The organism is Streptomyces sp. NPDC058001, assembly GCF_042886315.1.
Taxonomy (GTDB): Bacteria; Actinomycetota; Actinomycetes; order Streptomycetales; family Streptomycetaceae; genus Streptomyces.
Window position 1 is genome coordinate 39,835 of sequence record NZ_JBHVQT010000009.1, and the last position, 23,641, is coordinate 63,475.

Consider the following 23,641-nt stretch of genomic DNA (forward strand, 5'->3'; position numbering starts at 1 on the left):
TCCGGGAGCGGTGCGCTCCTCAGGGCTCCTCACGGTACGCCGGGCCCTGCTGCCGTCGCGCGCCCGGGGCGGCGGCGCGGGAGAGCACACCCCGGGCGAGGAGCGCCTGGGCGGTGAGGTAGGTGAGCATGATCCAGAAGTCGGGGCGCGGGAGCTGCGGCCAGTCGGCGATTCCGGTGGCGATGAGGGTGTCGGACAGCAGGAAGAGCGCGCCACCGACCGCCGCGGCCGGTCCCAGCCGGGTGGCGCGGAAGGCCATCGCGGCAAGCAGCAGGCTGTAGCCCGCCACGGGCACCCGCATGTCCGCCGGCAGATCGGGCCACAGGAGCGCGACGGTGGCGACGAGGGCCACGGCGTAGACGGCGGCGAGCGATGCGGTACGCGCGCGGGGTGGCCCGGCGGATGGCCCGTACCGCTGGAAGAGGGCGAGATAGCAGACGTGTCCGACGGCGAAGGAGCCCATTCCGGCGAGGAAGAGGGGGTCCCGGTCGGCGAGCAACAGGACGTCGCCGCCCCAGCCGAAGAGCAGCGCGGCGGTCAGCAGCGGCGGTCCGCCACGGGTGGCCGCCCAGGCGGCGAGGAGCGGCAGCAGGAGGGGCTTGAGCAGGGTGTGCCCGAGGTCGGCTGCGGCGAGCAGGGCGACGAGGTCGGCGAGGGCGACGGCGCCGTACGCGGTCAGCAGCGCACGGGCGAGTGTGTCCCGGCGTACCGCGCGCGGGACGACGCCGGTAGTGGTGAGCGGGCGGGTCACGCGGTGCCCTCCGTGACGGCGGTGGCGGCACCGGTGGCGGTCTCGCGAGGCTCCGGCCGCCAGCCCGGTCCGCGGAACACACGTCCGGCGCGCTCACCCCAACTGGCCGCCCCCCGCACGTCCTTGGCGATGGCCGCGTACTCATGGGTGGCGACGCGCAGCGGGTTGTACGTGGTGATGTTCTTGGTGAGGCCGAACACGGGCGGCGCCGTCTCGGGCACGAACGAGCCGAAGAGCCGGTCCCAGAGGATGAGGATCCCGCCGAAGTTACGGTCCAGATAGCCGCCCTGGGACGCGTGGTGGACGCGGTGGTGCGAGGGCGTGTTGAGGACGAACTCGACGGGGCGGGGCAGCTTGTCGATGCGCTCGGTGTGGATCCAGAACTGGTAGACGAGGTTCACCGACGAGCAGAACGCGAGCGCCGCCGGATGCACCCCGCACGCGATCAGCGGCAGGTAGAACGGCCACACCGTGAGGGTCGTCCAGGGCTGGCGCAGCGCCGTACTCAGGTTGAACTTGCGGCTGGAGTGGTGCACGACATGGCAGGCCCACAGGATGCGGATGACGTGGTGGCCCCGGTGCGACCAGTAGTAGAAGAAGTCCTGCGCGAGGAGCATCAGCGGGATCGTCCACCACAGGACGGGCACGCGCAGCGGGGTGAGTTCGTACAGGGCGGTGTAGATCGCGACGATCGGTATCTTCCACAGAAGGTCGAAGCCGAGACTGCCGAGCCCCATGGTGATGCTGGTGGCGGCATCCTTCGTCTCGTAGCCCGCCGCGTCCTCGTCGGGACGCAGTCGGTAGCTCACGATCTCGATGACGGTGAGCAGGACGAAGGCCGGTACGGACCACAGCACGGCATCGGGCAGGTTCGGCATGCGTGCACCGTAGAGGCGCCGACGGGGTCACCGCCAGACGTTGTTACCGACAAGTATTACCGGCGGTAGCGCGCGTGTTCTGTGGACCCCCGCCAAGTCGGCCCCCGTCAGGAACCTGCCAGGCCCGCATCAGGCCCCGTCAGGCCCCCACAGCCCCGAGCAGGGCGCCCGCCGCGTAGGTGACGGCCATGGCGAGCGCCCCGCCCGCCACGTTCCGTACGATCGCGCGGCGCGGGGACGCGGCGCCGAGCCGTGCGCTGGCGAATCCGGTGAAGGTGAGGGCGGCGAGTACCGACAGGACGGTGACCGGGAGCCGCCACCCGTCGGGCGGCAGGACGATCGCGAGCAGGGGCAGCAGCGCGCCCGCCGTGAAGGCGAGGAAGCTGGCCCAGGCGGCGTGCCAGGGATTGGCGAGTTCGTCGGGGTTGATCCCCAACTCCTCGCTGGCGTGGGCCCGCAGCGCGTCCCGTTCGGTGAGCTGTACGGCGGCCTCGCGGGCGACCTCGTGGCTGAGGCCCCGCTCCTCCAGAAGCCCGGTCAGCTCCACGAGTTCGGCCTCGGGCTGCTCCCGCAACTCCCACTTCTCCAGGGCGATGGCGGCCTTCTCGGAGTCGCGCTGCGTGGACACGGACACATACTCACCGGCCGCCATGGACATGGAGCCCGCGAGCAGCCCCGCGAGCCCCGCCGTCAGGAGGGTGGACCGGTCGCTGGTGGCGCCCGCGACGCCGACGACGAGTCCGGCGGTGGACACGACGCCGTCGTTGGCGCCGAGCACGGCGGCGCGCAGCCAGTTGAGGCGCCCGCCGAGGCCGCCGCCGTGCGCTTCGTCGTGGGTCGGCACGCCCCGCGGCCCCTGTTGCGGTCCCTGTTCGCTCACGCGGGGAAGGGTCTCATCCCCGGGTCCGCCGCCTCAGCACCGGCGCACCGGCGTCAGGGACCGGATCTCCTCGGTCGCCACGATCCGCAGCGGACCGGCCGCTCCCCCGGACGCCCCCTTGGCCGCGGTCTTCCCCGCCGCCTCCCTGAGGGTGACGCCCCGCGCGTCCCCGGCGATCAACTCGCCGCAGGAAGCGCCCTGTTCGGTGACCACGAGCACATACGGGGGCGCCGTGCCGGACGGCTCCGCGGTGTCCTCCACGGGAACCACCCAGGACACGGCGACCGCCGCGACGACCGCGCACAGTCCCGCCACGGAACACCGGCGCGCGGCGGCCAGCGCGTCCTGGGTCCGCTCGACCTCGTCGAGCACGGCAGCGAACAGCCGGTCGCCGGTGAGCCAGGTCCCGTGCCCGACCTGTCCGTGCGCGGCCCGTACCGCGTACATGGCCCCGGCGAGCAGCAGCGCGAAGGCGAGCACGAGCAGGCCCGCCGTGGTCCAGCGCCAGCCGTCCGGCATGCCCGCGACGCTCTCGCGCCCCTTGAGCACGAAGACGGCGCCGACCAGTCCGGTGAGCCCGGCGAGCCCGTTCCGCCAGCCCTCGGCCTGCCGCCGTACGGTGCCGAGCTGGTCGAGCTGCACCTGCTGCCCCAGTTGCGCGTACCGCTTCCTGAGCAGGTCCGTCACGGTGTGGGCCCGCCGGTCCCCGGGGGCACCGGCACCACCCAGAACGCGCCGCATCCGGCGTCGGGCGACTCCGCCGGCTTGTCCGGATGCGGGTAGCCGCACTGGCAGAAGACGACGACCTCTCCGGTGAGCGGCGGCGGCTTGCGGCGTGTACGGCCCTTGGTGGGCCCCAGGACGCCGTACGCGACCCGGAACACGGATGTGGCCCGGCAGGTCGGGCAGGGCCCCGTGACGGTGTACCAGCGGCCGTCCTCGGACCGCTCCACGGTGAACGGGTCCGTGGGCGGGACCTCCGCCTCCCGGAAGGAAGTGTGCTCATGCGCGGGCATCGGGCCCCTTTCGGACATCCGGTGAGGTTCGGGCGGTGGCGACGGTGGGCCGGTACGGCTCCGGCGGCGGGGTCGGCGCGGGGTTCGCCGGGTACGCGCGAGGCAGGGTGAGGCCGAACACGCCTTTGTAGAGGGCGAGTCGGTCGCCCACCCAGCGGGTCGACCGCTCCAGTTCCCGGGCACTGACGCCGATCCGCTCGGGGGCCACCTCGCCGGTGATCGCCGGGGCGCGGCCCGTGTAGTGCTCGCTCAGCAGGATCAGGTCGCGCCAGGTGGGAATCACGTCCACATCGGGCCGCGCCACCCGCAGATCGAGCCCGAAGGGCCGGTAGTACGCGAGTTGGTCCCAGGTCCGGTCGAGCCGCCAACCGAACCGGGCGGCGACCCGCAGCAGATCCATGGCGTGGGCGGGCCGGTCACCGATGAGGTCGTCGGCAAAGGCGGCGGTGTCGTGCGCGGTCGGCCGGTGGTCGCTCCAGCCGTCGGTCGCGTCACCGTCCGCGGGCAAGCGCCAGGAGCCGCCCAGTGGTGCGTAGCGGCTGAGGGCGGTGATGCTCTCGCCCAGGGTGCATTCGTTGTGGCGGGCGTGTTCGATGAGCGCCGTGGGGGTCGCGGCACGCCACCGGACCGTGCGGTCGTCCACGGTGCAGCAGGCCAGGACGTCGGAGGAACTGGGGCGGAGGCCCGCGAGACCGGCCGGTAGGTCCGACGGCAGGTCGGCGACGGTCAGTCCGGTCAGGGCCGCGAGTTCGGGCAGCCGGGCGAACGCGGTGCCCAGAGTCGCGCGGGCAGCCGCCGCGGCGGCGACCGCGTACGGCGTGGTGAGGCCGGCGGGATCGGCGGGCAGTTCCACCTCGTCGCTGCGGAATCTGAGGTCGATCCGGCCCTTGGCGCCACCGTGTTCCGGGAGCAGCTTCATGTCGACCGACGGCAGGGCACGCCACTGTTCGACCAGGCCGACCGCGCGTGGATCGACAAGGCCCGCGTCGGCGAGTCCTGCGAGGGCCCGCGTCACCTGGTCCGCGTCCGCCTGCACCCTGCGCACGGCGACGGCGGTGTCGAGCAGAGGCGCGGGGATCTCCCCGTCGTCTTCTCCGTATCCGATCCTGTCCGCGCGGGCGGCGGTCAGCAGTTCACTGTCGAGGCGGCTGAAGACCCTCACCCCCAGCTCACCGGGGTCCGGCAGCCGCAGGTCCGTGCCCCGCAGGGCGTGGGCGTACTTCTCGACGACCTCGGTCAGGGACAGCGACAGCACCCCGGACGCGTGCACCAGTTGACGGATCGTCACACGCGTGAGCCAGCTGTACGCGCGCCCTCCGAATACCCGCTCGAACTCCGTGTCCTCCTCGGGTGTCATGTTCCGTGTCGCCGGGCCGGTCGCCGTCTGCGTTCCGCGCGCGGCGGGCGTCTCGGACAGACCGAGCCAGGAGTGGCGCCGCAGCACGGCGGTGAACTCGGCGTCGGACGGCCGGTGCAACTCGTGCATGAACTGGCGGTGCGGCCCGGAGAATTCGGGATGCCAGTAGAGCGCGGACAGCTCCTCTTCGGTCACGACGAGGTCGTCCGGCGGCTGCGAGACGGTGTCGGGGATGCGGATCGCGAATCCGACGGACGCGAACCGCCGCGCCCGGTCCAGGGCTTCCCGCACCGGGAGCCGCTGGCCCACGGCGAAGTTGCCGAGGACGCTCAGCACGGACCAGGCGGTGGTCGTCTCCAACGGTTCCATGCCTTCTCTCCACTGGTCCAGCCAGAGAGAGGGAAAGCGGTTCCCCAGGATCAGACCGCAGTCCGTCGCGTCGAGTTCCCACCGGTGCGTGAGGTCCGGATCGGGTACGGCGGGCACCACCATGCCCATGATCGCGTACCGTCGCAGCCGTCTCAACAGGACGCCGACGGTGCACGGCTCGTCCCGCGCCCTGGAAAGCAGCGCCTGGAACAGCTTGTCGAAGGTATTCGTGTAGCCATCGGTGTCGCGGGACTCCCACAGGGCGGGTTCCGGATATCCCTCGACGGTGTCCGGGACCGCGAAGTCCACCCGGTCCCGGTCCAGCTCGATCCGGGCGGCGGCAAGGACACCCGCCCGCCAGGCCAGTACCCGTTCGTCCGTGGAGGTGTAACCGAAGCTGGCGGAAATGAAGAACCGCCCGCCGCGCCAGCCGACGAGCCCCCGGTCGTCCGGATAGAAGCCGATCCGGCGGAACTCGACGGCGCCTGGCCCCTCCCAGCACAGTTCGCTGCTGATCCGCGCGTCCGCCGCGAGGAGGCGTTCCGCGATCCGCTCGGCAGCTTCCGGCATCACCAGAGCGAAGAACCACAGCCACTCCAGAGTGAACCAGTCCGGGCTCCGGAACTCCGCGCAGGCGTCGAGGACCTGCCGCTTCACATAGGCACGGTCGTAGGACAGGATCGCGTTCCTGCTGGTGGAGATCTCGGGGGCGTGCGACGCGCGGAGGTCCACCACGCATCCGTACGGGACGTCGTCCGCGTCCCGCGGCACGTCATCGGTCCCGGGAACGGGCCCGTACCGGTCCTCCGTCTCCGTCTCCTCCACCAGCACCCCGTCCGCCAGTACGTGTCCCCCGCCCGGCACCCACCACAGGTCGTCCGCGGCCCGTACGGGTGTCGTGGCGTCGCCCCGGTAGTACAGCGCCTCCGCCTCCCAGGTGCGGACCGTTCGTCCGCCGTCCTCGACGCGCATCGCGAAGTCCGTACGCCAGATCCGCTTGCCGAGTTCGCCCGCGGTGTCGAAGTCGTCGTCGGACTGGAGGTACAGGCGGACCCGGGTACCGCCCGTGGGCTGGGACTCCTCGCTCGGCTTGATACGGAACAGGCTGCCGCTGGAGGCGATGTCGACGCGCAGCCCCTGCCCCGACTCCGCGCGTCCGTACTCGTCGGTGCCGCGGGTCCAGATGCTGATCTCGTCGGCCAGCATGAAGTAGCTGAACACCCCTACGCCGAACCGGCTGTTGGGGAAGATCCGCAGCTCGGGGTCCGCGCGCCGCCAGCGGGCCTGCTCCCTGCGGTACTCCCTCGACTGCTCGAAACGTCGTCCCGCGCGCGCGAAGGTGCCCCGCAGGGTCTCGCGGCCCATCCCGACGCCGTTGTCCTCGCACTCGACATAGCGGCGCCCGGAGCCGTCGACGCCCTGCCGGAAGACGATCTCGCCGTCCCAGCGGTACGGGATGTCCTTGTCCGCCTTGCCGTAGCGCAGCCGTGCCTGGCGGTAGCGGCAGGCGTCGAGGGCGTTCTGGTACAGCTCGCGCAGGGCGAGGGTCCGGTCGCCGTAGAGCTGGGTGCCCATGAGGAGTTCGCGCATCTCGTCCTCGGCGAGACCGAAACGCATCAGCGGCACCCCGTACATGTCGCCTTTGGTCGCGGGGTCGTACTGGGGGCGCAGTTTGCGGCAGGTGACGCGGTCGGGGAGGTGGGCGAGCAGCCCGGTCGGCCCGGTGGGTCCGGTGTGTTCGCGGATCCGCTGCACGGCGTCGTCGGCCCAGCCGGTCAGCACCTCCAGAGCCGCGTGCACGGCGGGGTGCGGGCACGGCAGATCGAGGTCGAGGGTCCTGCTGTACGGGTCCAGGGCCCAGCGCACCTCGCGGATGCCGGCGACCGCCTGGGCGGGGACCAGACCGTCGGTGACGCCGATGTTGTCGACGAGGACCCCGGGGAGTTCCCGCAGGTCGCCGCCGAGGAGCCCGGCGACACCGATCAGCCAGGACAGGTCGCGTGGGCGCCATCGCTCGGGTGCCCGGTCGGCCGCGTACACGATCTCGTCCAGGCGCCATCCGGCGCCCGCGCTCTCCTGGTCGCCGGCGTGGCGCCGGGCGGGGACCACGCCGGTCTGGCGGCAGATCCGGACGAGTTCGTCGGTGAGTTCGCCGATACGGGCCGGTGCCGCGTCCGCGCCGATCATCGCCTGGGCGAGCGGGGTGAGGAGCTGCGGCGCGTACACGTCCCAGAGTTCCTCCTTGGCCCCGGCATGGCGGTGCAGCAGCCAGGCGGCGACCGCGCGGGCGTCGTCCTCGGCGCCCGCCCGGGTCCGGCCCGCGAGTTCGCGGCCCTTGCGCCAGAGCAGCGAGTGCGCGGCGAAGGTGTGCTCCAGGTCGACGCGTTCGGGGTCGCGGGCCAGGGCGTCGGTCGCCTGGTCGAGTGCGAAGGGGCGGGCGGCGCCGGTCTCCTTGACCCCCATGGCGTGCACGGCCTCGCGGACGAACGGCGCCGCCGCGAGGATCGCGAACTCGGCCGCGTCCAGAAGGGGTCCCCCGCGCGTGAGGGACGGCGCGAGGAGGGGGCGCAGCCCCCGGGTGAGGACCCGCACCGGGCAGCCGTCGTCGGCCCAGGGGTCGGTGACCCCCGCCAGGCCCGCGGTACGCCACTGCGCGCACTCCTCGGCCAGCCGCACCAGGGCCTTCTGGAGCCCGGCGCGGCGCTCGTCGTCGCAGGGGACGGCCGCCCACAGGTCGGGGTCGCGGACGGCGAGCGTCCAGTCCTCCTGGAGGGTGCGTCCGGCGCACAGGTCGACCCGTCCGACGGCGGCGTCGGAAGCGCCGGGCGCGTAGTGCGTGCGCGGGTTCTGTTCCGCGCCGGCCGCGCGGGCGAACTCGGCGGTCCTGCGGGCGGTGTGCGCGATGACGTCGGCCACGGAACGCGGTGAGGTGTCGGCGTGCAGGGCGTCCGCGAGCGCGCGCGTGAAGTGGCTGCCCGACTCGTCGTCGGATCCGCAGACCTGCCCGGCTCCGCAGCCGAACAGGACGGCGACACGCTCCGGCCGGGACGGGAAGTTGGTCGCGGGTCCGCCGTGCGAGCCGGTGCCGGACTCGTCCGTCCCGCGGCAGGCGTCGACCGTCAGCAGGACGGTGCCCGCGCGGCAGCCCTTGAGGAGGGTGCTCAGGTCGAGGTCGATCAGGCTGCCGAGGTCGACGTCGGGCGGGTCGCTGGCCCAGCTCAACTGGGCGTCGGCGGGCACGAGATGGTCACTGCCGTCGACGGACATGCCGTGTCCGGTGAAGTGGACCAGGACGGTGCCGTCCTCGGGTGCCGTGGCGCAGACCCGGCCGACGGCGCTGCGGATACGGGAGCGCAGCGCGGGCGCGTCCGGTGAGGTGCCGATCACCTCGACCGCGTACCCGGAGGAGCGCAGGGCGTCGCCCAGCACTTCGACGTCCCGCTGGACGACCCGCGTCAGATCGGGGAACCGGTCGGACAGTTCGTACTGCGGAACCGCCACCAACAGCGCACGCCTGCTCGCGCCCAACGCCGACCGCCTCCCCCTGTGCTCCCCATGGGTGTCCTCCGGTGCAGGTCAGGATGGCACAACGGGCCTCTGCGGTTCCGGAGTTCGAGGAGGGAACGGGAAGGGGAGGGAACGGGAAGGGGGGGAGTACGGCGGGGGCGGCCTGGGCGGGGGCGGTGCTCGTGTCCGGTGTGCGGTGCTGTCACCAGACGCGTACCGAGCCTCCCTTCGCGAACACCGGGCTCGTCGCGTCCGGTGGGGGCGCGGTGAGGGGTTCGTCCAGTTCCCGGACGGTCGGGCCGACACGGGCGGCCAGCCGGCCCAGGCGGTCGAGGTCGAAGCCGTACACGCGGGCCGCGTTGCCGCCGACCATGGCGGCGATCTCCGCGCGCGGGAGGCCCGCGTAGGAGATCCGCAGGCCCTCGCGCGTGTAGGGGTACGTTCCCTCGTCGTGCGGGTAGTCGCTGCCCCACATGATCTTGTCGAGGCCGATGCGGTCGCGCAGCGGCACCTCGTGCGGGCGCATGAAGCTGGCGCCGACGAAACAGTGGTCGCGCCAGACGGCGGACGGGCCCTTGCCCATCGCGTCGGCGAGCCCCACACCGAACTTCGCCTCTGCGGACGCCTTTCCCTGCCCCGACGTCTCCGTGGACGTGGACGCCTTTGTCGCCGCCGCGACCAACCTGCCGTGGTAGTAGTCCAGCATGTCGAGCACGCCCGGGATCCAGCCGGAGCCCTGTTCGGTGAGGACGAGACGCAGCCCGGGATGGCGCCGGAAGGCCCCGCCGAAGACGAGGTGCCACAAGGCGCGGTGCGAGAACCAGGTCGTCTCGACCATGAACACCGCGCGCGCGGCGGGCTCGTCACCGAGGGGCGGGGATGCCGATCCCGCGTGGTGGTTCACCGGGACGCCCAGTTCGGCGCAGACCGACCAGATCGGGTCGTAGACGGTGGAGTACAGCTCGGGCAGCCCTGAGCCCGGTGGGGTGCCCGGCAGCAGCAGACCGCCCGTGAGGCCCGCGCCGACGGCCCACCGGATCTCCCGGACGGCCTCCTCGACGTCGTTGAGGAAGATCTGGAAGACGCCCGCGCGGCGCCCTGGAGCCTCGGCGCAGAAGTCGGCGAGCCAGCGGTTGTGCGCGCGCAACCCGGCCCAGCGCCGGTCGAACTCCGCGCGCGTGGGCGCCGGTGCCATCAGGGACGCGGACGGGAAGAACGGCGGCACGGTGTTCGGGAAGACGACCTCGGCGACGATGCCGTCGGCCTCCAACTCGGCGATCCGGCGGGCGGAGTTCCAGTTGCGGTCGGCGGTGTCCGCGAGGAGATCCGCGTACGGATTGACGTAGTCGGCCGCCCACACGTCGAAGGCGTCGTGGTGGCGCCGCTCCAGGTAGGGCCGGTAGTCGAGGAGATCGGCGCCGGCGTGACAGTCGGCGGAGATCACCGTGTAGCGGTCGGATGTGTCCGACGTGTTGGGTGAGTCGGACGTGTTGGGCGAGTCGGTCGCGCTGTCGGTCACGGGGTCACCCCCAGGGCGGGGAAGTCGTGGTCCGTCAGCCAGTGGCGGCCCACCTCGCGTGAGCGCGCCCAGGACGCCTCGACGGCCGACTGGTCGGCGCTCTGGCCGAGTTCGGCCGGGGTGGGGCCGATACGGGCGGCCAGCGGCGCTAGTCGCCCGGTGTCGAAGCCGAACACCTCGGCGGCGGCCAGGCCGAGCATCCGGCGGGTCTCCGTGACGGGGATGTCGTGGAAGGTCTTCCGCAGCCACGCGCGCGTGTCGGGCCAGGTCCCCTCCGGGTGCGGGAAGTCGCTGCCCCAGAGGATGTTGTCGACGCCGATCTCGTAACGCTGGGCGAGTTCACGGCGCTTGGTGTTGGTGGCGCAGATGAACACCTGCCGGTCCAGGTACGCGTGCGGGGGCCGCTTCAGTTCGGCGAACGGGGAGAGTTTCTTGCCGCCGTGGGCGCCCAGGTAGAGCCGGTCCATGAACCACAGCAGGTTCGGCAGCCACCAGCAGCCCGACTCGGCGATCCCGAACCGCAGCCCGGGGTGCCGTTCGAAGACACCGGACCAGAGCAGGAACCAGAGCGGGCGCGCGGGCCACCAGATGACCTCGGAGACATAGATCCCGAGGTGGTCGCCGTACTCGTGGCGCGGTGCGGCCCCCGAGTGGGTGACGACGGGCATCCCGCACTCGGCCGCGGCGGCCCATACGGGGTCGTAACGCCGGTCGTGGTAGGGCTCCTTGTCGACCCACATCGACGGGATCATCAGGGCGCCGAGCCCGGACTCCTTCGCGCGGCGGATCTCGGCGACGACCCGTGCGGTGTCGGCGGTGACGGGCAGCAGCGCGACCCCGCAGTGGCGTTCGGGGTGCTCGCCGACGAATTCGGCGAGCCACCGGTTGTGCGCCTGCGCGCCCGCCATGCCGAGATCGGGGTCCTGGTCCCCCGAGAGTCCGAGCCCGACCCCGAAGGGCGCCGCCGTACGGCTGTCGACGGCGTCCGCGTCGGGGAAGACGACCTCGGCGGCCACCCCGTCGCCGTCGAGTTCCTTGACGCGCTGCGCGCTGTCCCAGCCGCCGCGCAGGCCCTCCTCGTGCTCCTGGAACCACCGCTCGGCGAAGGCGTCGTTACGGATACCGAGCCGGGTCGCCTCCGCGCGGCGGGCGTCGCGCTGTCCGAGGAACTCGTCGAAGGCGCGGTGGAAACGGCGGTCCAGATAGGGCCGGTACTCCTCGGTGGGCAGCCCGGCGTGGCAGTCGGACGAGACGATCAGATAAGGCTGTTCAGGCTCTTCGAACCGGTCGGGCCGGTCGGGCTGTTCGGGCCGCTCGGGCTGTTCGTCGGCTGTCATGCCGGCTCCCTCGGTCAGTCCAGGATGAAGCTCTCCAGATACGACGGGTTGGCGCGCTCCAGCATCGATCGGGACCTGGCGCGGATCTGCCGGTCGCTGTGCTCGCTCTCGGGCAGCAGCCAGAAACGGTCGGCGGCGATCCCGTCCGCGACAAGGTCCGCGACGTCCTCGACGGGCGTGAACGCGACCTCCTGCCCCGCGTCGCGCATCGCCGCCTCCCACTGGCCGAGGCTGCGGTAAGGGGTCTTACGGGGGCGGGACTTGGCGTACTTCTCGGGCCGGTTGCGATGGGACTCCCACAGTCCGGTGCGCAGCATGTGGGGTCCGGGGAAGAGTACGGAGGCGCCCACGCGCGCGTGCTCCGCCCTCAGATGCGCGTACAGGGACTCGGTGAGTGTGACGACGGCGGCCTTGGTGACGGCGTACACGGACGCCGTGGGCAGCGGGGCGATACCGCCGTCGCCGGACGAGGTGTTGACGACATGGCCGGGCGCGCCGGAGGCGATCATGCGGGGGGCGAACGCCTGGATGCCGTGGAAGACGCCCCACACGTTGACCGCGAAGGCCCACTTCCAGTCGTTCGGGTCGTGCTCCCACATCCGGCCCTCGGCGCCGGAGCCGACGCCCGCGTTGTTGCACAGCACATGGACGGCGCCGAACGCGTCGTACGCCGCGTCGGCCAGGGCGAGCACCTCGGCGCGTTCCCCGACGTCGACCACGCGCGCGAGGACCTGCGTCCCGTCCGCGCGCAGCCCTTCCGCCGCCTTCTCCAGGGCGGCCTCCTCGACATCGGCGAGCACCACCTTGAGGCCGTCGGCGGCGAACCGCCGGGCCAGGGCGAGCCCGATACCGCTCGCCGCGCCGGTGACCACGGCGACCTGTCCCTGCCGCAGCTCCATCAGGCACTCCCCCGCGCGGTCCCGGGCGGCCCGTCGTGGATCTGGAGGGGATCGTCGTAACGCTGGTGCGCGTACGGCAGCAGGGCCTCGGCGCTGACCCGCTCGACCACCCTGCCCCGCTGGTCGGTGGTCTTCTCGCCGAACGTGATCCCGACCAGCCTGCGCACCGGCAGATCGGCGACCGGGTCGTACATCGACTCGCGCAGCACCACGTCCCCGGTGATCCGCTCCAGTGCGCGCACCCGCTCCCGGCGCTCGCAGTGCACGAGGACGGGGTCCCCGTCGAAGCCCGAACCGTCCACGGCGGGCAGGAACTTGAAGTAGAAGTCCGTCCTGCGCTCCGGCTCCGGCAGCGGCAGCGGTCCGCTCACGGCGCCGCGCACCTCCACGAACGCGATGCCGTGCCGGGCCAGCGACGCCCGGACGACCAGACCGTCCCGCTCGACGGTCACCTCGCCGAGCTTCTTCGGCTCACCGAACACCTCCCGGCCGCCGGTCAGGGCCCGTTCGTGCGTCATCGGCATCACCAGCGGATACCAGCCCTCGACCCCGCCGTGCGCCGCGGCGACCGCGAACGAGCCCGCGCCCAGCGGGTACCCGGGCAGGTCGACCTTGCTGATGGTGACCCGCACCAGGGGGCGCGGCGCGGGCTTCAGTGGCGGCGGAAGGACCGCGGCGACCACGTCCGGGTCGCTCTCCCACACCGCGACGACACCGGTGGACCAGATGTCGGGAAGGGTGCCGCTCGTGGTGCGCGCCGCCGCGATCTCCGCCGCACCGCGCGCGCCGTACCGTACGCGTGCCATGACGTACCGCCCTTCATAGGTCGAAGCGTCTGTAACACAGTTACACCGAGGGCGATGAAGGGTAAAGAGGCGTGCACGGAGGAGAGTTCGGGACCGACGGCAGCGGCGAGGCACGGAGGAAGTGCGGGCATGACAAGAGCGGCGCTCACCCGTGACGAGGTCCTGGACGCCGCCACGGCCCTGGTGAAGCAGCACGGACCGCAGGCGCTGACGATGCGGAAGCTCGCCGCCGAACTGGGCACGGCGGTCACCTCGATCTACTGGCACGTCGGCAACCGTGAGTCCCTGCTCGACGCCCTGGTCGAGCGCACGGTCGCCGAGCTGGGCGAGATCCGCCCCCGGGGCCGCACCCCGGCCGCGCGGGTGGTCTCCGTCGCCCGCGCGCTGCGCCGCCGGCTGCGCGACCATCCGCACCTGATCGCGATGGTCCACGAACGCGGCCTGACGGAGCGCATGTTCCTGCCCGCCCGCCGCGCGCTCATCCATGAGGTGCACGCGGCGGGGCTGCGGGGCGCGCGGGCCGCCGATGTGGTGCGGGCCGTGCAGGTCCAGGTCGTCGGCTTCGTGCTGGTCGAACGCAACCGCGAGCGCGCTCCCGTACAGCGCCCCGCCGACGAGGACCTGTGGACCGCCGGCACGGCGGACGACGACCCCGCGCTGGCCCGCGCCCTGGGCCGCCCGATCGACCCGGAGCGGCTGTTCCTGACGTCGGTCCGGGCGCTCGTGGATTCGCTGCTGCCCGGGGACGGCCCGGCACCGCCCGGCCGAGGCACCGTCAACTGAGCGCCGGGGGAGGTCACTCCGCGCGAGCCCGCGCGTGAGGGTGGTGGCGGACGGAGTGTCAGTGCCGGGCCGTATCCTCAGTGACCATGCTCGACGACCGTACGACCGCAGCTTCCCCGGCCGAGTGGCCGACCGCGTATCCCCAGGGGTACGCGGTTGTCGACGTCGAGACGACAGGGCTGGCCCGGGACGACCGGATCGTGTCCGCGGCGGTGTATCGGCTGGACGCGCGCGGCGAGGTCGAGGACCACTGGTACACGCTGGTCGACCCGGAGCGTGACCCGGGTCCCGTGTGGATCCACGGCCTCACACGTGACGTGCTGTCGGGTGCGCCCCTCTTCGCGGACATCGCCGAGGAGTTCGCCGCCCGGCTCGCGGACCGCGTCCTGGTCGCGCACAACGCGGTCTTCGACTGGTCGATGATCGCCCGTGAGTACGCGCGCGCGAGCCGTACCCCGCCGGTCCGTCAGCGGCTGTGCACCATCGCCCTCTCCAAGGAGCTGGGGTTGCCGCTGCCCAACCACAAGCTGGAGACCCTGGCCGCGCACTTCGGGGTCGTCCAGCAGCGCGCGCACCACGCGCTGGACGACGCGCGCGTGCTCGCCGAGGCGTTCCGGCCCAGCCTGCGGGCGGCGGCCCGGAGCGGGGTGCGGCTGCCGCTCCTGGAGTGCCGGCCGCTGACGGAGTGGTCGGACAGCCCGGCGACCCCGAGGATCGGCCGCCAGTCGTCGTACCGGCCCGGCAGTTGGCGCCCGTCGCGCAAGCGCCCCCCGTGCCCGTATCCGAACCCGGGGCTGTACGAGGCGGGCAAGCCGTTGCGGCAGGGCATGCGGGTCGCGTTCTCCGGGGACACCTCCGTCGAGCGGGACCTCCTGGAGGACCGGGCGACCGAGGCGGGACTGCACATCGCGACGAGCCTGTCCCGGCGGACCAGCCTCCTCGTCACGAACGACCCGGACTCGGGCACCTCCAAGACCGCGAAGGCCAAGGAGTACGGCACGCCGGTGATCGACGAGGCGGCCTTCGGACAGCTGTTGCGGGACGTCGCCCCGGCGGACGGGTGATTGTCGGGCGGGCCTCAGCCTGCCCGCTCGCCTGACGGGTCCTGACGTCCCACCCTGTGGCGCATGGCACGTTGCGAGGTCTGCGGAAACGATTACGGGATGTCCTTCGAAGTGCACGCGCAGGGCGCCGTGCATGTCTTCGACTGCTTCTCCTGCGCCATCCACCGCATGGCGCCCATCTGCGAGCACTGCCGGTGCCGCATCATCGGCCAGGGCGTCGAGGTGGCGGGGCACTGGTACTGCGGGGCGCACTGCTCCCGCGCAGAGGGGCGGGTGGGCATCGTCGACCAGGTGTGACGGAACCGGAGGTCAGGGACCAGGTCCGGAGGTGAGGGACCGGACATCAGGGACCGGAGGTCCGGAGGTCACCCCTGGCGGACGGCTCCCGATGTGCCGGTTGTACCGTCGTGGGGTGTACCGCTTCCTGTTGTCCCGGCAGTGGGTGATCCTCACCCTCCTCACCCTCGTCCTCATCCCGGTGATGGTCGAACTGGGCTTCTGGCAGCTGCACCGGCACGAGCACCGCGTCGCGCACAACAAGCTGGTCTCCGACGCGCTGGCCGCCCCGCCGGTCCCGGCCGAGGAGCTGACGTCCCCGGGGCACAGCGTGTCCGACTCCGAGCGCTACCGCCGGGTGACCGCGAAGGGCACGTACGACACCGCGCACGAGGTCGTCGTGCGGCGCCGCACCAACGCGGCCGACGAGGTCGGCTTCCACGTCCTGACCCCGCTGGTGCTCACGGACGGCAAGGTGCTGCTGGTCAACCGGGGCTGGATCCCGGCGGACGGCGCGCAGACCGCGTTCCCGAAGATCCCCGCGCCCGCGCCCGGTGAGGTCACGGTGACCGGGCGGCTGATGGCGGACGAGACGACCGCGGCGAGCGGCATCAAGGACCTCAAGGGGCTGCCGGACCGGCAGATCATGCTGATCGGCAGCGCCCAGATGGCGACGACCCTCGGCAAGCCGGTGCTCGGCGGCTTCATCGAGCAGACGGCGCCCGAGCCGCGCGACGGCACCCCGGAGCTGATCGGCGACCCCGACCACAGCGGTATCGGCCCGCACATGGCGTACGCGGTCCAGTGGTGGCTGTTCGCTGCGGGAGTTCCCGTGGGCTGGGTGATCCTGGTGCGCCGGGAGCGCCGGGACCGCGCCGCCGCACCGGACCCGGCACCCGAGATGGCCGCTCCCGCCCCGGTGTGACGCCTCCCCTCGCCCCGCGCCGGGTGCGCGAGGCAGGATGTCCCCCATGGATCTTGGACTGAAGGACCGTGTCTACGTCGTCACCGGGGCCAGTCGCGGACTGGGCAACGCCACCGCGCACGCCTTGGTCGACGACGGCGCGAAGGTCGTCGTCTCGGGGCGTGACCCCGAGCGGATCGCCGCGGCCGAGAAGGCGCTCGGCGCGAACGCCGTGGGGGTCGCCGCCGACAACGCCGACCCGGCCGTCGCCGCGCGCCTCGTCGGTACGGCGCGGGAGCGGTTCGGCCGCTTCGACGGCGTCCTGATCAGCGTCGGCGGCCCGCCGCCCGGGTTCGTCGCCGACAACACCGACGAGCAGTGGCAGGCCGCGTTCGACTCGGTGTTCCTGGGCGCGGTGCGGCTCGCCAGGACCGCCGCCGCGGAACTCGGCGAGGGCGGTGTCATCGGCTTCGTCCTGTCGGGTTCGGTGCACGAACCGATCGCGGGGCTGACCGTGTCGAACGGTCTGCGGCCGGGCCTCGCGGGCTTCGCCAAGTCCCTCGCGGACGAGTTGGGGCCGCGCGGTATCCGGGTAGTGGGCCTGCTCCCGGCCCGTATCGACACGGACCGGGTACGCGAGCTGGACGGCCTCTCGCCCGACCCGGAGGCGGCACGCGCGGCCAACGAGTCCCGTATCCCGCTGCGCCGTTACGGCACCGCCGAGGAGTTCGGCCGGACGGCGGCCTTCCTGCTGTCGCCCGCCGCGTCGTATCTCACGGGGGTGATGCTCCCGGTGGACGGCGGCTCACGGCACGGTTTCTAGCTGGCGCGGGTTCCAGCGGCACGGGTTCCGGCGGGTCCCGGGGGCGTGCGGGTCAGGTGACCCGTTCCGCGCGGTGTCTGACGGCGCGGAGTTGTACGGTGGCGGGCAGCCGGACCAGGCCCGCCGAGTCCCGCGCGTGGGCGAGTGCCTCGTCGGATACCTGGCGCAGGGCCTCGCCCGGCACCCCGTGCGGCTCCAGGAGCAGCCGCATCCGTGCCCGCGGTGCGCTGCGCCGGCCGGTGAGGGTCACCTGGGCCCGCTCCACGCCGTCCAGGGCCTCGGTCTCGTCGACGAGGACGGACTCCATGGCCCGTCCGCGCAGCAGGGCGCCCTCTCCGTCGCCGGTGTCCACGAGGACCTCGGCGAGGCGGCGGCGCCGCAGGTTCGCGGAGAGCCACCACAGGGCGAGCAGCAGCAGCACGGCGAGCGCGGCGATGACGGCGGGCCACCACCAGCCCTCGTCGCGCCACCGGGTGCGCCGCGCGGTGGTGAGCAGGACGTCGGTCCTGTCGCCGTGGATCCACCAGGACGGGAGGGTCGCGCCGAGTCCGACGGCGAGGACCGAGCCGCCGAGCAGCAGCAGCCCCACTCCGAGCAGCCCGACCAGGACACGGTTGACGGTTCGCAGCACGGATCTCATCCCTTCCTGCTGGGCCGCCGCACCCGCACCGAGAGCGCGGGCGGCCGGCCCAGGCCCAGGGAGCGGATGGTGTCGGCGAGTACGGCGTCCAGGTCGGCGCATACCTCGTCGAGCGGGCGGAAGTGCGACTGGGCGCGGACGTCGACCTTGTGGCGCCTCGTCCGGACCCGGACGGACTGCACGCCGGACACCTCCATCGCACGGTCGCGCAGCACCATCGCGGCGGCGGCCCGGTGCAGTCCCGCGCGGACGTCGTGGGTGGGCCGCATCGGCAGGACGGCGCGCAGACCGGGCGTGACGGCGAGGACGATCAGCCAGAGCCCGAGCACGGCGACGGCCCCGGCGCCGACCATGACCCATACGTTGTCGACGGGCCGATGGGCGAGTTCGCGGGCGAGTGCCTTGCGCCAGTGCATCGCCGGTTGTCCCGCGCGGACGGCGGCGATGTCGTAGAGGAACAGCCCGCTGCCGCCGAGGACAACGAGCGCGACGAGCGCGGCCGGCACACGGCGCCCCGACCAGAAGCGGCCGGGCACGGCGGAGGTGAGGAAGGGTTCGTACGCGGCGGCCGACGCGGACTGGTCCAGGTCGCCGTCGGACTTGTCCAGGACGGGGACGCGCCGGGTGCCGCCGGGTTCGGCGGCGGACTTGGGGACAGACTCGGGGGCGGGCTTGGGGGCGGGCTTCTCTGGCTCACCGGCGTCGCTCATCGTGTCCTCCCCTGTGCCGCTTCGCGGGACTGCGGCGAGTGCAGCCGCTCCACGTGGACGGTGACCTCGGGCACCTCCATCCCCGCCAACGCCTCTACCCGCTCGGCGACTTGGCGACGCACCGCGCCGCACCGGGCACCGATGTCGGTGGGGTAGTCGAGTTCGAGGCTGACGCGGACGCGTGCGGTGTCGCGGTGCACGGTCACCGTGGCGTACGGGGGCATACCGTCCTCGGGCACGGCGGGCAGCGCCTCACGCGCGGCCCGCGCGGCGATCTTGGCGACGACGCGGTCGGCGATCCGGGTCGCGCCCCGCTCGCCGGGTTCGACGGCCTGACCGGGCACCGCGGTCACCGCCGCCGGTCGCCACGACCGCGGAAGAACTCACCGGGCTCCAGGTCGCCCTCCAGGAAGCGGCCCGCGACGAAGCCGACGGCGCCGAGCGCCGCCACCAACAGGAAGGCACCGAACCCGCCGAAGTATCCGGCGAAGGCCAGTGCCATTCCGGCGATCATGCCGATCACGGCCATGCTCATCGTGCGCTCCCTCTGCGAGTCCTCACCGGTTCGTTCACCTCTGTTCGGGTGCCCGCGCCGGGCCCTACTGAAGCCGGGTCTCCGGCTCTTCTTCCTCTTCGTCCGGCAGCTTCACATCACTGACGGCGATATTGACCTCCACGACTTCGAGCCCGGTCATGCGCTCGACGGACGCGATGACGTTCTCCCGCACGGCGCGGGCCACATCCCCGATCGAGACGCCGTAGTCCACGACGATTTCGAGGTCGAGCGCCGTCTGCACCTCACCGACCTCGGCCTTGACACCGCGTGCCACGGACTTGGTGCCGCCGGGCACCCGGTCGCGCACCGCGCCGAAGGTACGGGAGAGGCCACTGCCCATGGCATGCACGCCGACCACGTCACGGGCGGCGAGCCCGGCGATCTTCTCGACCACGCCGTCGGCGATGGTGGTCCTGCCCCGCACCGCCGGGTCCCCGCCGCCACGCTTGATGGTGCCGGCCCGGCGCGGCGGCTCGCGCTCGTCCGAGGACTGCGTGGGGCTCTCCGGCCCTTTCCGATGTGTCGAGTCGGTCATCGCCGTTCGGTCCTCTCCGCCCTGGATCTGGTCCTGCGCCCACAGTAAGCGCGGTTGCCGTGTCGTGCGCCGGGGATACGGCAGGCTGGAGGAATGACGGCTGACCGGTTGACGTGGACGGTACGGGGGCAGCTCTCTCTGGGGCGTCTGCTGCCCCTCGGCGGGCGGCGGGACGGCGCGTGGATCACCGAGTCCGCGGCGGTTCTCGCGCTACGGGACGCGGTGGCGGGGCTCGCGGGGGTACGTCTTGGCGGGCTGCGGATCGCGCTCGCCGAACCGGAGGCCGCGGCACGGGCGGCCGTACCGCCACCGCCGAGTGCGCTGCCGCCGGGGCCGCTGCGGATCACGGCGGACCTCACCGCGGCGCTGGACACCCCGCTGCCCACCGTCACCGCCCGGGTGCGCACGGCACTGACGACGACGGCGACCGGGACGCTGGGGCTGGCGGTGACGGAGGTGGATCTTCGGGTGACGGGGGTCCTTGAGGGGGCGGAGGAACCGGAAGCCTCGGAGGAACCGGAAGCCTCGGAGGAACCGCAAGCCTCAGCGGAGCCGGAAGTCCCGGAAGGCCAGGAGGAGTCGGCGGTCGCGGAGGAGTCGGAAGTCCAAGGAGAACGTGGTGACGAGGCGCGGGTCGCGTCCGCCGCGCGGGCCGTGCCCGGTGTGGCCCGGCTGACCGGCCTGCTCGGCGGGTTCGGCCACGCCGTCCGCATCGAGGACCGGGCCGCCCCGTCCGGGGCGGAACTGCCGCGCCGTCATGTCCGCGTCGAACTGGCGACCGTACGCGGCCACCGTCCCCCGGAGGTGGCCGTTGCGGTACGGGCGGCCGTCGCGGCGGCGCTTCCCGACCACCCCTCGGTGGCGGTCCTGGTGACGGAAACGGGTTGAGCCGGGGCCGGCCGGGGTTCAGTCGCCGAGGCCCGCCAGGTCCCGCAGCCGGCGGGCCTGGGCCGCGCGTTCGGCGGCGCGCTGGGCGTCGTAGGTACGGTCGGCCGCGCCCTGGAGCAGCGCCTTTGTCTCGATGAGGGCGTCGCGGGGCGCCGCGAGGAGTGCGGCGGCCAGGTCCTGTGCCGCGGCGTCGAGCTGGTCGCCGGGCACGACAAGGTTGGCGAGGCCGATCCGCTCGGCCTCGGCGGCCTGGACGAAGCGGCCGGTCGCGCAGATCTCCAGCGCCCGTCCGTAGCCGACGAGCCCCACCAGGGGGTGCGTACCGGTGAGGTCGGGCACCAGGCCCAAACTGGTCTCGCGCATGGCGAACTGGGCGTCGTCGGCGGCGATCCGCAGATCGCAGGCGAGCGCGAGCTGGAAGCCCGCGCCGATGGCGTGCCCCTGTACGGCGGCGATGGACACGAGGTCACGGCGCCGCCACCAGGTGAACGCCTCCTGGTACTCGGCGACGGCCGCGTCCAGTTCCTCGTCCGTACCACGGGCGAGGTCGAGGAACGACGGCTCGCCGTCGAAGCCCTCCGGGGTGAACGCCTGCCGGTCGAGCCCCGCGGAGAAGGATTTGCCCTCGCCGCGCAGCACGACCACACGGACGTCTCCGGGGACGGCGCGTCCGGCCTCGACCAGGGCCCGCCACAGGGCGGGGCTCTGGGCATTGCGCTTGGCCGGATGGTTCAGCGTCACCGTGGCGATCTGCTCGTCGACGGTGAGCCGTACCCCGTCCTGGTCGATGACCGGGTCGGGGTTCTTGTCGCGTACCGGGTCGAGCGAAGCCATGGGAAGCCTCCGATGTGTGCGGCCGGTCGGGGTGTGCCGTTCCCGGACACCCCTAAGTGACTGCACAGTAACCACCCGGTCGGCCGGCGGACCGACCGGGTGGCACCACCGAAGCCGGTGAGCCGCCCGGCGGTCAGCCGGTGACGGCCTTCTTCCCTCGGGTCGCCCCGCCGCGTCCCCGCAGCGTGACCCCGGACTCACTGAGCATCCGGTGCACGAAGCCATACGAGCGGCCGGTCTCCTCGGCCAGTGCCCGGATGCTCGCACCGGAGTCGTACTTCTTCTTCAGGTCTGCCGCGAGCTTGTCGCGCGCGGCGCCGGTTACCCGGCTGCCCTTCTTCAGAGTCTCGGCCACCCGTGCCTCCTCATGGGAAGTGCGCTCTGGACTTCTCATGATCACCCCTCCCGCGCTTCCTGGCCACCCATTCGGCAAGGTCCGTACGACATCGCTGGCGTCGACGGAAGGGATCCCCACGAACGGATTGCCACATTCCGGTCAGTGGTACGCGCGGTTTCTCATGTGTTCACGAGCGAATCGGCAGGTCAGCGCGGGGACATCGGCCCGGCGCGGTGGAAACGGGCCCTGGCCAGGTAATCCGTGTAGGACACACCGCTGTACGAGGAGATCTCACACAGATGGTGGATCACCACTCGGCCGAATGATCCATACGCAGTGGATCACTCATTCGATCAAGCGAGGGCGACGAGGTCCGCGTAGTCGGCGCCCCACAGGTCCTCGACGCCGTCGGGCAGCAGGATGATCCGCTCCGGCTGGAGCGCCTCGACGGCGCCCTCGTCGTGCGTGACGAGGACGACGGCGCCCTTGTAGGTGCGCAGCGCGCCGAGGATCTCCTCGCGGCTTGCCGGGTCGAGGTTGTTGGTGGGCTCGTCGAGCAGCAGGACGTTGGCCGAGGAGACGACGAGGGTGGCGAGGGCGAGCCGGGTCTTCTCACCGCCGGAGAGGACCCCGGCGGGCTTGTCGACGTCGTCGCCGGAGAACAGGAACGAGCCGAGCGTCTTGCGCACCTGGACCAGGTCGAGGTCGGGCGCCGCCGAGCGCATGTTCTCCAGGACCGTACGGTCGGGGTCCAGGGTCTCGTGCTCCTGCGCGTAGTAGCCGAGCTTGAGGCCGTGGCCCTCCAGGACGTCGCCGGTGTCGGGCTTCTCGACGCCGGCGAGCAACCGCAGCAGGGTGGTCTTGCCCGCGCCGTTCAGCCCGAGGATGACGACGCGTGAGCCCTTGTCGATCGCCAGGTCGACATCGGTGAAGATCTCCAGCGAGCCGTACGACTTGGAGAGGCTCTCGGCGGTGAGCGGGGTCTTGCCGCAGGGCGCCGGATCGGGGAAGCGGAGCTTGGCGACCTTGTCGGACTGGCGGACGGCCTCAAGTCCGGACAGCAGGCGGTCGGCGCGGCGGGCCATGTTCTGCGCGGCGACGGTCTTGGTGGCCTTGGCGCGCATCTTGTCGGCCTGCGCGTTGAGCGCGGCGGCCTTCTTCTCGGCGTTCTGCCGCTCGCGCTTGCGGCGCTTCTCGTCGGCCTCGCGCTGCTGCTGGTAGAGCTTCCAGCCCATGTTGTAGACGTCGATGGTGGAGCGGTTGGCGTCCAGGTAGAACACCTTGTTGACGACGGTCTCGACCAGGTCGACGTCGTGGGAGATCACGATGAAGCCGCCGCGGTAGGTCTTGAGGTAGTCGCGCAGCCAGACGATCGAGTCGGCGTCGAGGTGGTTCGTCGGCTCGTCGAGCAGCAGGGTGTCGGCGTCCGAGAAGAGGATGCGGGCCAGTTCGATACGGCGCCGCTGACCGCCGGAGAGCGTGTGCAGCGGCTGGCCGAGTACCCGGTCGGGCAGGCCGAGCGCCGCGGCGATGGTGGCGGCCTCGGCCTCGGCGGCGTATCCGCCCTTGGTGAGGAACTCGGTCTCCTGGCGCTCGTACTGCTTCATCGCCTTCTCGCGGGTCGCGCCCTTGCCGACCGCGATGCGCTGTTCGTTGTCGCGCATCTTGCGGAGCAGGGTGTCGAGGCCGCGGGCGGACAGGACGCGGTCGCGGGCGAGCATGTCGAGGTCGCCGGTGCGCGGGTCCTGGGGCAGATAGCCGACCTCGCCGGAGCGGGCGACCGTACCGGCGGCGGGGACGCCCTCACCGGCGAGGACCTTGGTGAGGGTGGTCTTGCCCGCGCCGTTGCGCCCGACCAGACCGATGCGGTCGCCCTTGGCGATACGGAAGGTGGCGGACTCGATGAGGACGCGGGCGCCGGCGCGCAGCTCGATACCGGAAGCGGTGATCACGGACAGACTCCTGGGCAGGA

At 72.5% G+C, this 23,641-nt stretch carries 24 protein-coding genes; 6 read left to right on the forward strand and 18 right to left on the reverse strand.

Features of this window, described 5'->3' with window-relative positions; all coding sequences use genetic code 11:
* Positions 1 to 19 precede the first annotated feature (19 nt).
* The 10 genes from ACFVT5_RS22910 to ACFVT5_RS22955 all read right to left on the reverse strand — a co-directional run bounded on the left by ACFVT5_RS22910 (position 20) and on the right by ACFVT5_RS22955 (position 13,319).
* A complete protein-coding gene (locus ACFVT5_RS22910) occupies positions 20 to 751 on the reverse strand; it encodes a lysoplasmalogenase (protein ID WP_389890906.1) in 732 nt (243 codons plus the stop codon).
* Positions 748 to 1,629: a sterol desaturase family protein gene (locus ACFVT5_RS22915; RefSeq protein ID WP_389890909.1), complete on the reverse strand. Its 882-nt coding sequence runs from the start codon at positions 1,627 to 1,629 to the stop codon at positions 748 to 750. The genes ACFVT5_RS22910 and ACFVT5_RS22915 overlap by 4 nt, the downstream gene beginning before the upstream one ends.
* Positions 1,630 to 1,768: 139 nt before the next feature.
* A complete protein-coding gene (locus tag ACFVT5_RS22920) occupies positions 1,769 to 2,509 on the reverse strand; it encodes a VIT family protein (protein WP_389890912.1) in 741 nt (246 codons plus the stop codon).
* 33 nt (positions 2,510 to 2,542) lie between these two features.
* The gene (locus ACFVT5_RS22925) at positions 2,543 to 3,196 is read right to left on the reverse strand and encodes a hypothetical protein (RefSeq protein ID WP_389890915.1); all 654 of its coding nucleotides are present in this window, start codon (positions 3,194 to 3,196) and stop codon (positions 2,543 to 2,545) included.
* The gene (locus tag ACFVT5_RS22930) at positions 3,193 to 3,525 is read right to left on the reverse strand and encodes a hypothetical protein (protein ID WP_389890918.1); all 333 of its coding nucleotides are present in this window, start codon (positions 3,523 to 3,525) and stop codon (positions 3,193 to 3,195) included. The genes ACFVT5_RS22925 and ACFVT5_RS22930 overlap by 4 nt, the downstream gene beginning before the upstream one ends.
* The gene (locus ACFVT5_RS22935) at positions 3,512 to 8,779 is read right to left on the reverse strand and encodes a caspase family protein (RefSeq protein ID WP_389890920.1); all 5,268 of its coding nucleotides are present in this window, start codon (positions 8,777 to 8,779) and stop codon (positions 3,512 to 3,514) included. Before ACFVT5_RS22935 ends, ACFVT5_RS22930 begins: the two co-directional genes overlap by 14 nt.
* Positions 8,780 to 8,960: 181 nt before the next feature.
* Complete coding sequence (locus ACFVT5_RS22940) at positions 8,961 to 10,202, reverse strand: amidohydrolase family protein (protein ID WP_389891918.1); 1,242 nt, start codon at positions 10,200 to 10,202, stop codon at positions 8,961 to 8,963.
* Between the two features lie 71 nt (positions 10,203 to 10,273).
* Positions 10,274 to 11,614, reverse strand: a complete 1,341-nt coding sequence (locus ACFVT5_RS22945) for an amidohydrolase family protein (protein WP_389890923.1) — start codon at positions 11,612 to 11,614, stop codon at positions 10,274 to 10,276.
* Positions 11,615 to 11,628: 14 nt separating this feature from the next.
* The gene (locus ACFVT5_RS22950; protein WP_389890926.1) at positions 11,629 to 12,513 is read right to left on the reverse strand and encodes an SDR family NAD(P)-dependent oxidoreductase; all 885 of its coding nucleotides are present in this window, start codon (positions 12,511 to 12,513) and stop codon (positions 11,629 to 11,631) included.
* A complete protein-coding gene (locus tag ACFVT5_RS22955; RefSeq protein WP_389890929.1) occupies positions 12,513 to 13,319 on the reverse strand; it encodes an acetoacetate decarboxylase family protein in 807 nt (268 codons plus the stop codon). Before ACFVT5_RS22955 ends, ACFVT5_RS22950 begins: the two co-directional genes overlap by 1 nt.
* A 129-nt stretch (positions 13,320 to 13,448) precedes the next feature.
* Here ACFVT5_RS22955 and ACFVT5_RS22960 point away from each other — a divergent pair, with 129 nt between their 5' ends.
* The 5 genes from ACFVT5_RS22960 (at position 13,449) to ACFVT5_RS22980 (ending at position 17,169) form a co-directional block, all read left to right on the forward strand.
* Positions 13,449 to 14,102 carry a TetR/AcrR family transcriptional regulator gene (locus ACFVT5_RS22960; protein WP_389890932.1) on the forward strand — a complete coding sequence of 218 codons (654 nt, stop codon included), beginning with the start codon at positions 13,449 to 13,451 and terminating at the stop codon, positions 14,100 to 14,102.
* Between the two features lie 86 nt (positions 14,103 to 14,188).
* Positions 14,189 to 15,166 (forward strand): DEDDh family exonuclease, encoded by a 978-nt coding sequence (locus ACFVT5_RS22965; protein WP_389890935.1) that lies wholly within the window; start codon positions 14,189 to 14,191, stop codon positions 15,164 to 15,166.
* Between the two features lie 63 nt (positions 15,167 to 15,229).
* A complete protein-coding gene (locus tag ACFVT5_RS22970; RefSeq protein WP_389890937.1) occupies positions 15,230 to 15,463 on the forward strand; it encodes a hypothetical protein in 234 nt (77 codons plus the stop codon).
* A 115-nt stretch (positions 15,464 to 15,578) separates the two neighbouring features.
* Positions 15,579 to 16,367, forward strand: a complete 789-nt coding sequence (locus tag ACFVT5_RS22975; RefSeq protein WP_389890940.1) for an SURF1 family protein — start codon at positions 15,579 to 15,581, stop codon at positions 16,365 to 16,367.
* Positions 16,368 to 16,413: 46 nt separating this feature from the next.
* Positions 16,414 to 17,169: an SDR family oxidoreductase gene (locus ACFVT5_RS22980; RefSeq protein WP_389890942.1), complete on the forward strand. Its 756-nt coding sequence runs from the start codon at positions 16,414 to 16,416 to the stop codon at positions 17,167 to 17,169.
* A 52-nt stretch (positions 17,170 to 17,221) separates the two neighbouring features.
* Here the strand turns inward: ACFVT5_RS22980 and amaP are convergent, their stop codons facing one another.
* From amaP to ACFVT5_RS23005, 5 genes are all read right to left on the reverse strand, one after another.
* Complete coding sequence (amaP, locus tag ACFVT5_RS22985) at positions 17,222 to 17,809, reverse strand: alkaline shock response membrane anchor protein AmaP (protein WP_389890945.1); 588 nt, start codon at positions 17,807 to 17,809, stop codon at positions 17,222 to 17,224.
* Complete coding sequence (locus ACFVT5_RS22990) at positions 17,806 to 18,519, reverse strand: DUF6286 domain-containing protein (protein ID WP_389890948.1); 714 nt, start codon at positions 18,517 to 18,519, stop codon at positions 17,806 to 17,808. The genes amaP and ACFVT5_RS22990 overlap by 4 nt, the downstream gene beginning before the upstream one ends.
* Entirely contained in the window at positions 18,516 to 18,872 is a 357-nt protein-coding gene (locus ACFVT5_RS22995) for an Asp23/Gls24 family envelope stress response protein (RefSeq protein ID WP_389890950.1), read from the reverse strand. Before ACFVT5_RS22995 ends, ACFVT5_RS22990 begins: the two co-directional genes overlap by 4 nt.
* Complete coding sequence (locus ACFVT5_RS23000) at positions 18,869 to 19,054, reverse strand: hypothetical protein (RefSeq protein ID WP_389890953.1); 186 nt, start codon at positions 19,052 to 19,054, stop codon at positions 18,869 to 18,871. The genes ACFVT5_RS22995 and ACFVT5_RS23000 overlap by 4 nt, the downstream gene beginning before the upstream one ends.
* A gap of 64 nt (positions 19,055 to 19,118) precedes the next feature.
* On the reverse strand, positions 19,119 to 19,610 hold the full coding sequence (locus tag ACFVT5_RS23005) for an Asp23/Gls24 family envelope stress response protein (protein ID WP_389890956.1): 492 nt from the start codon (positions 19,608 to 19,610) through the stop codon (positions 19,119 to 19,121).
* 93 nt (positions 19,611 to 19,703) lie between these two features.
* Here ACFVT5_RS23005 and ACFVT5_RS23010 point away from each other — a divergent pair, with 93 nt between their 5' ends.
* Positions 19,704 to 20,498: a nucleopolyhedrovirus P10 family protein gene (locus tag ACFVT5_RS23010; RefSeq protein ID WP_389890958.1), complete on the forward strand. Its 795-nt coding sequence runs from the start codon at positions 19,704 to 19,706 to the stop codon at positions 20,496 to 20,498.
* 18 nt (positions 20,499 to 20,516) lie between these two features.
* On the opposite strand, the gene ACFVT5_RS23015 is transcribed toward ACFVT5_RS23010, so the two are convergent.
* The 3 genes from ACFVT5_RS23015 to ACFVT5_RS23025 form a co-directional block, all read right to left on the reverse strand.
* Positions 20,517 to 21,332, reverse strand: a complete 816-nt coding sequence (locus tag ACFVT5_RS23015; protein WP_389890961.1) for an enoyl-CoA hydratase/isomerase family protein — start codon at positions 21,330 to 21,332, stop codon at positions 20,517 to 20,519.
* Between the two features lie 133 nt (positions 21,333 to 21,465).
* Entirely contained in the window at positions 21,466 to 21,687 is a 222-nt protein-coding gene (locus ACFVT5_RS23020) for a helix-turn-helix domain-containing protein (RefSeq protein ID WP_389890964.1), read from the reverse strand.
* A 335-nt stretch (positions 21,688 to 22,022) separates the two neighbouring features.
* The gene (locus ACFVT5_RS23025) at positions 22,023 to 23,621 is read right to left on the reverse strand and encodes an ABC-F family ATP-binding cassette domain-containing protein (protein ID WP_389890967.1); all 1,599 of its coding nucleotides are present in this window, start codon (positions 23,619 to 23,621) and stop codon (positions 22,023 to 22,025) included.
* Positions 23,622 to 23,641 lie beyond the last annotated feature (20 nt).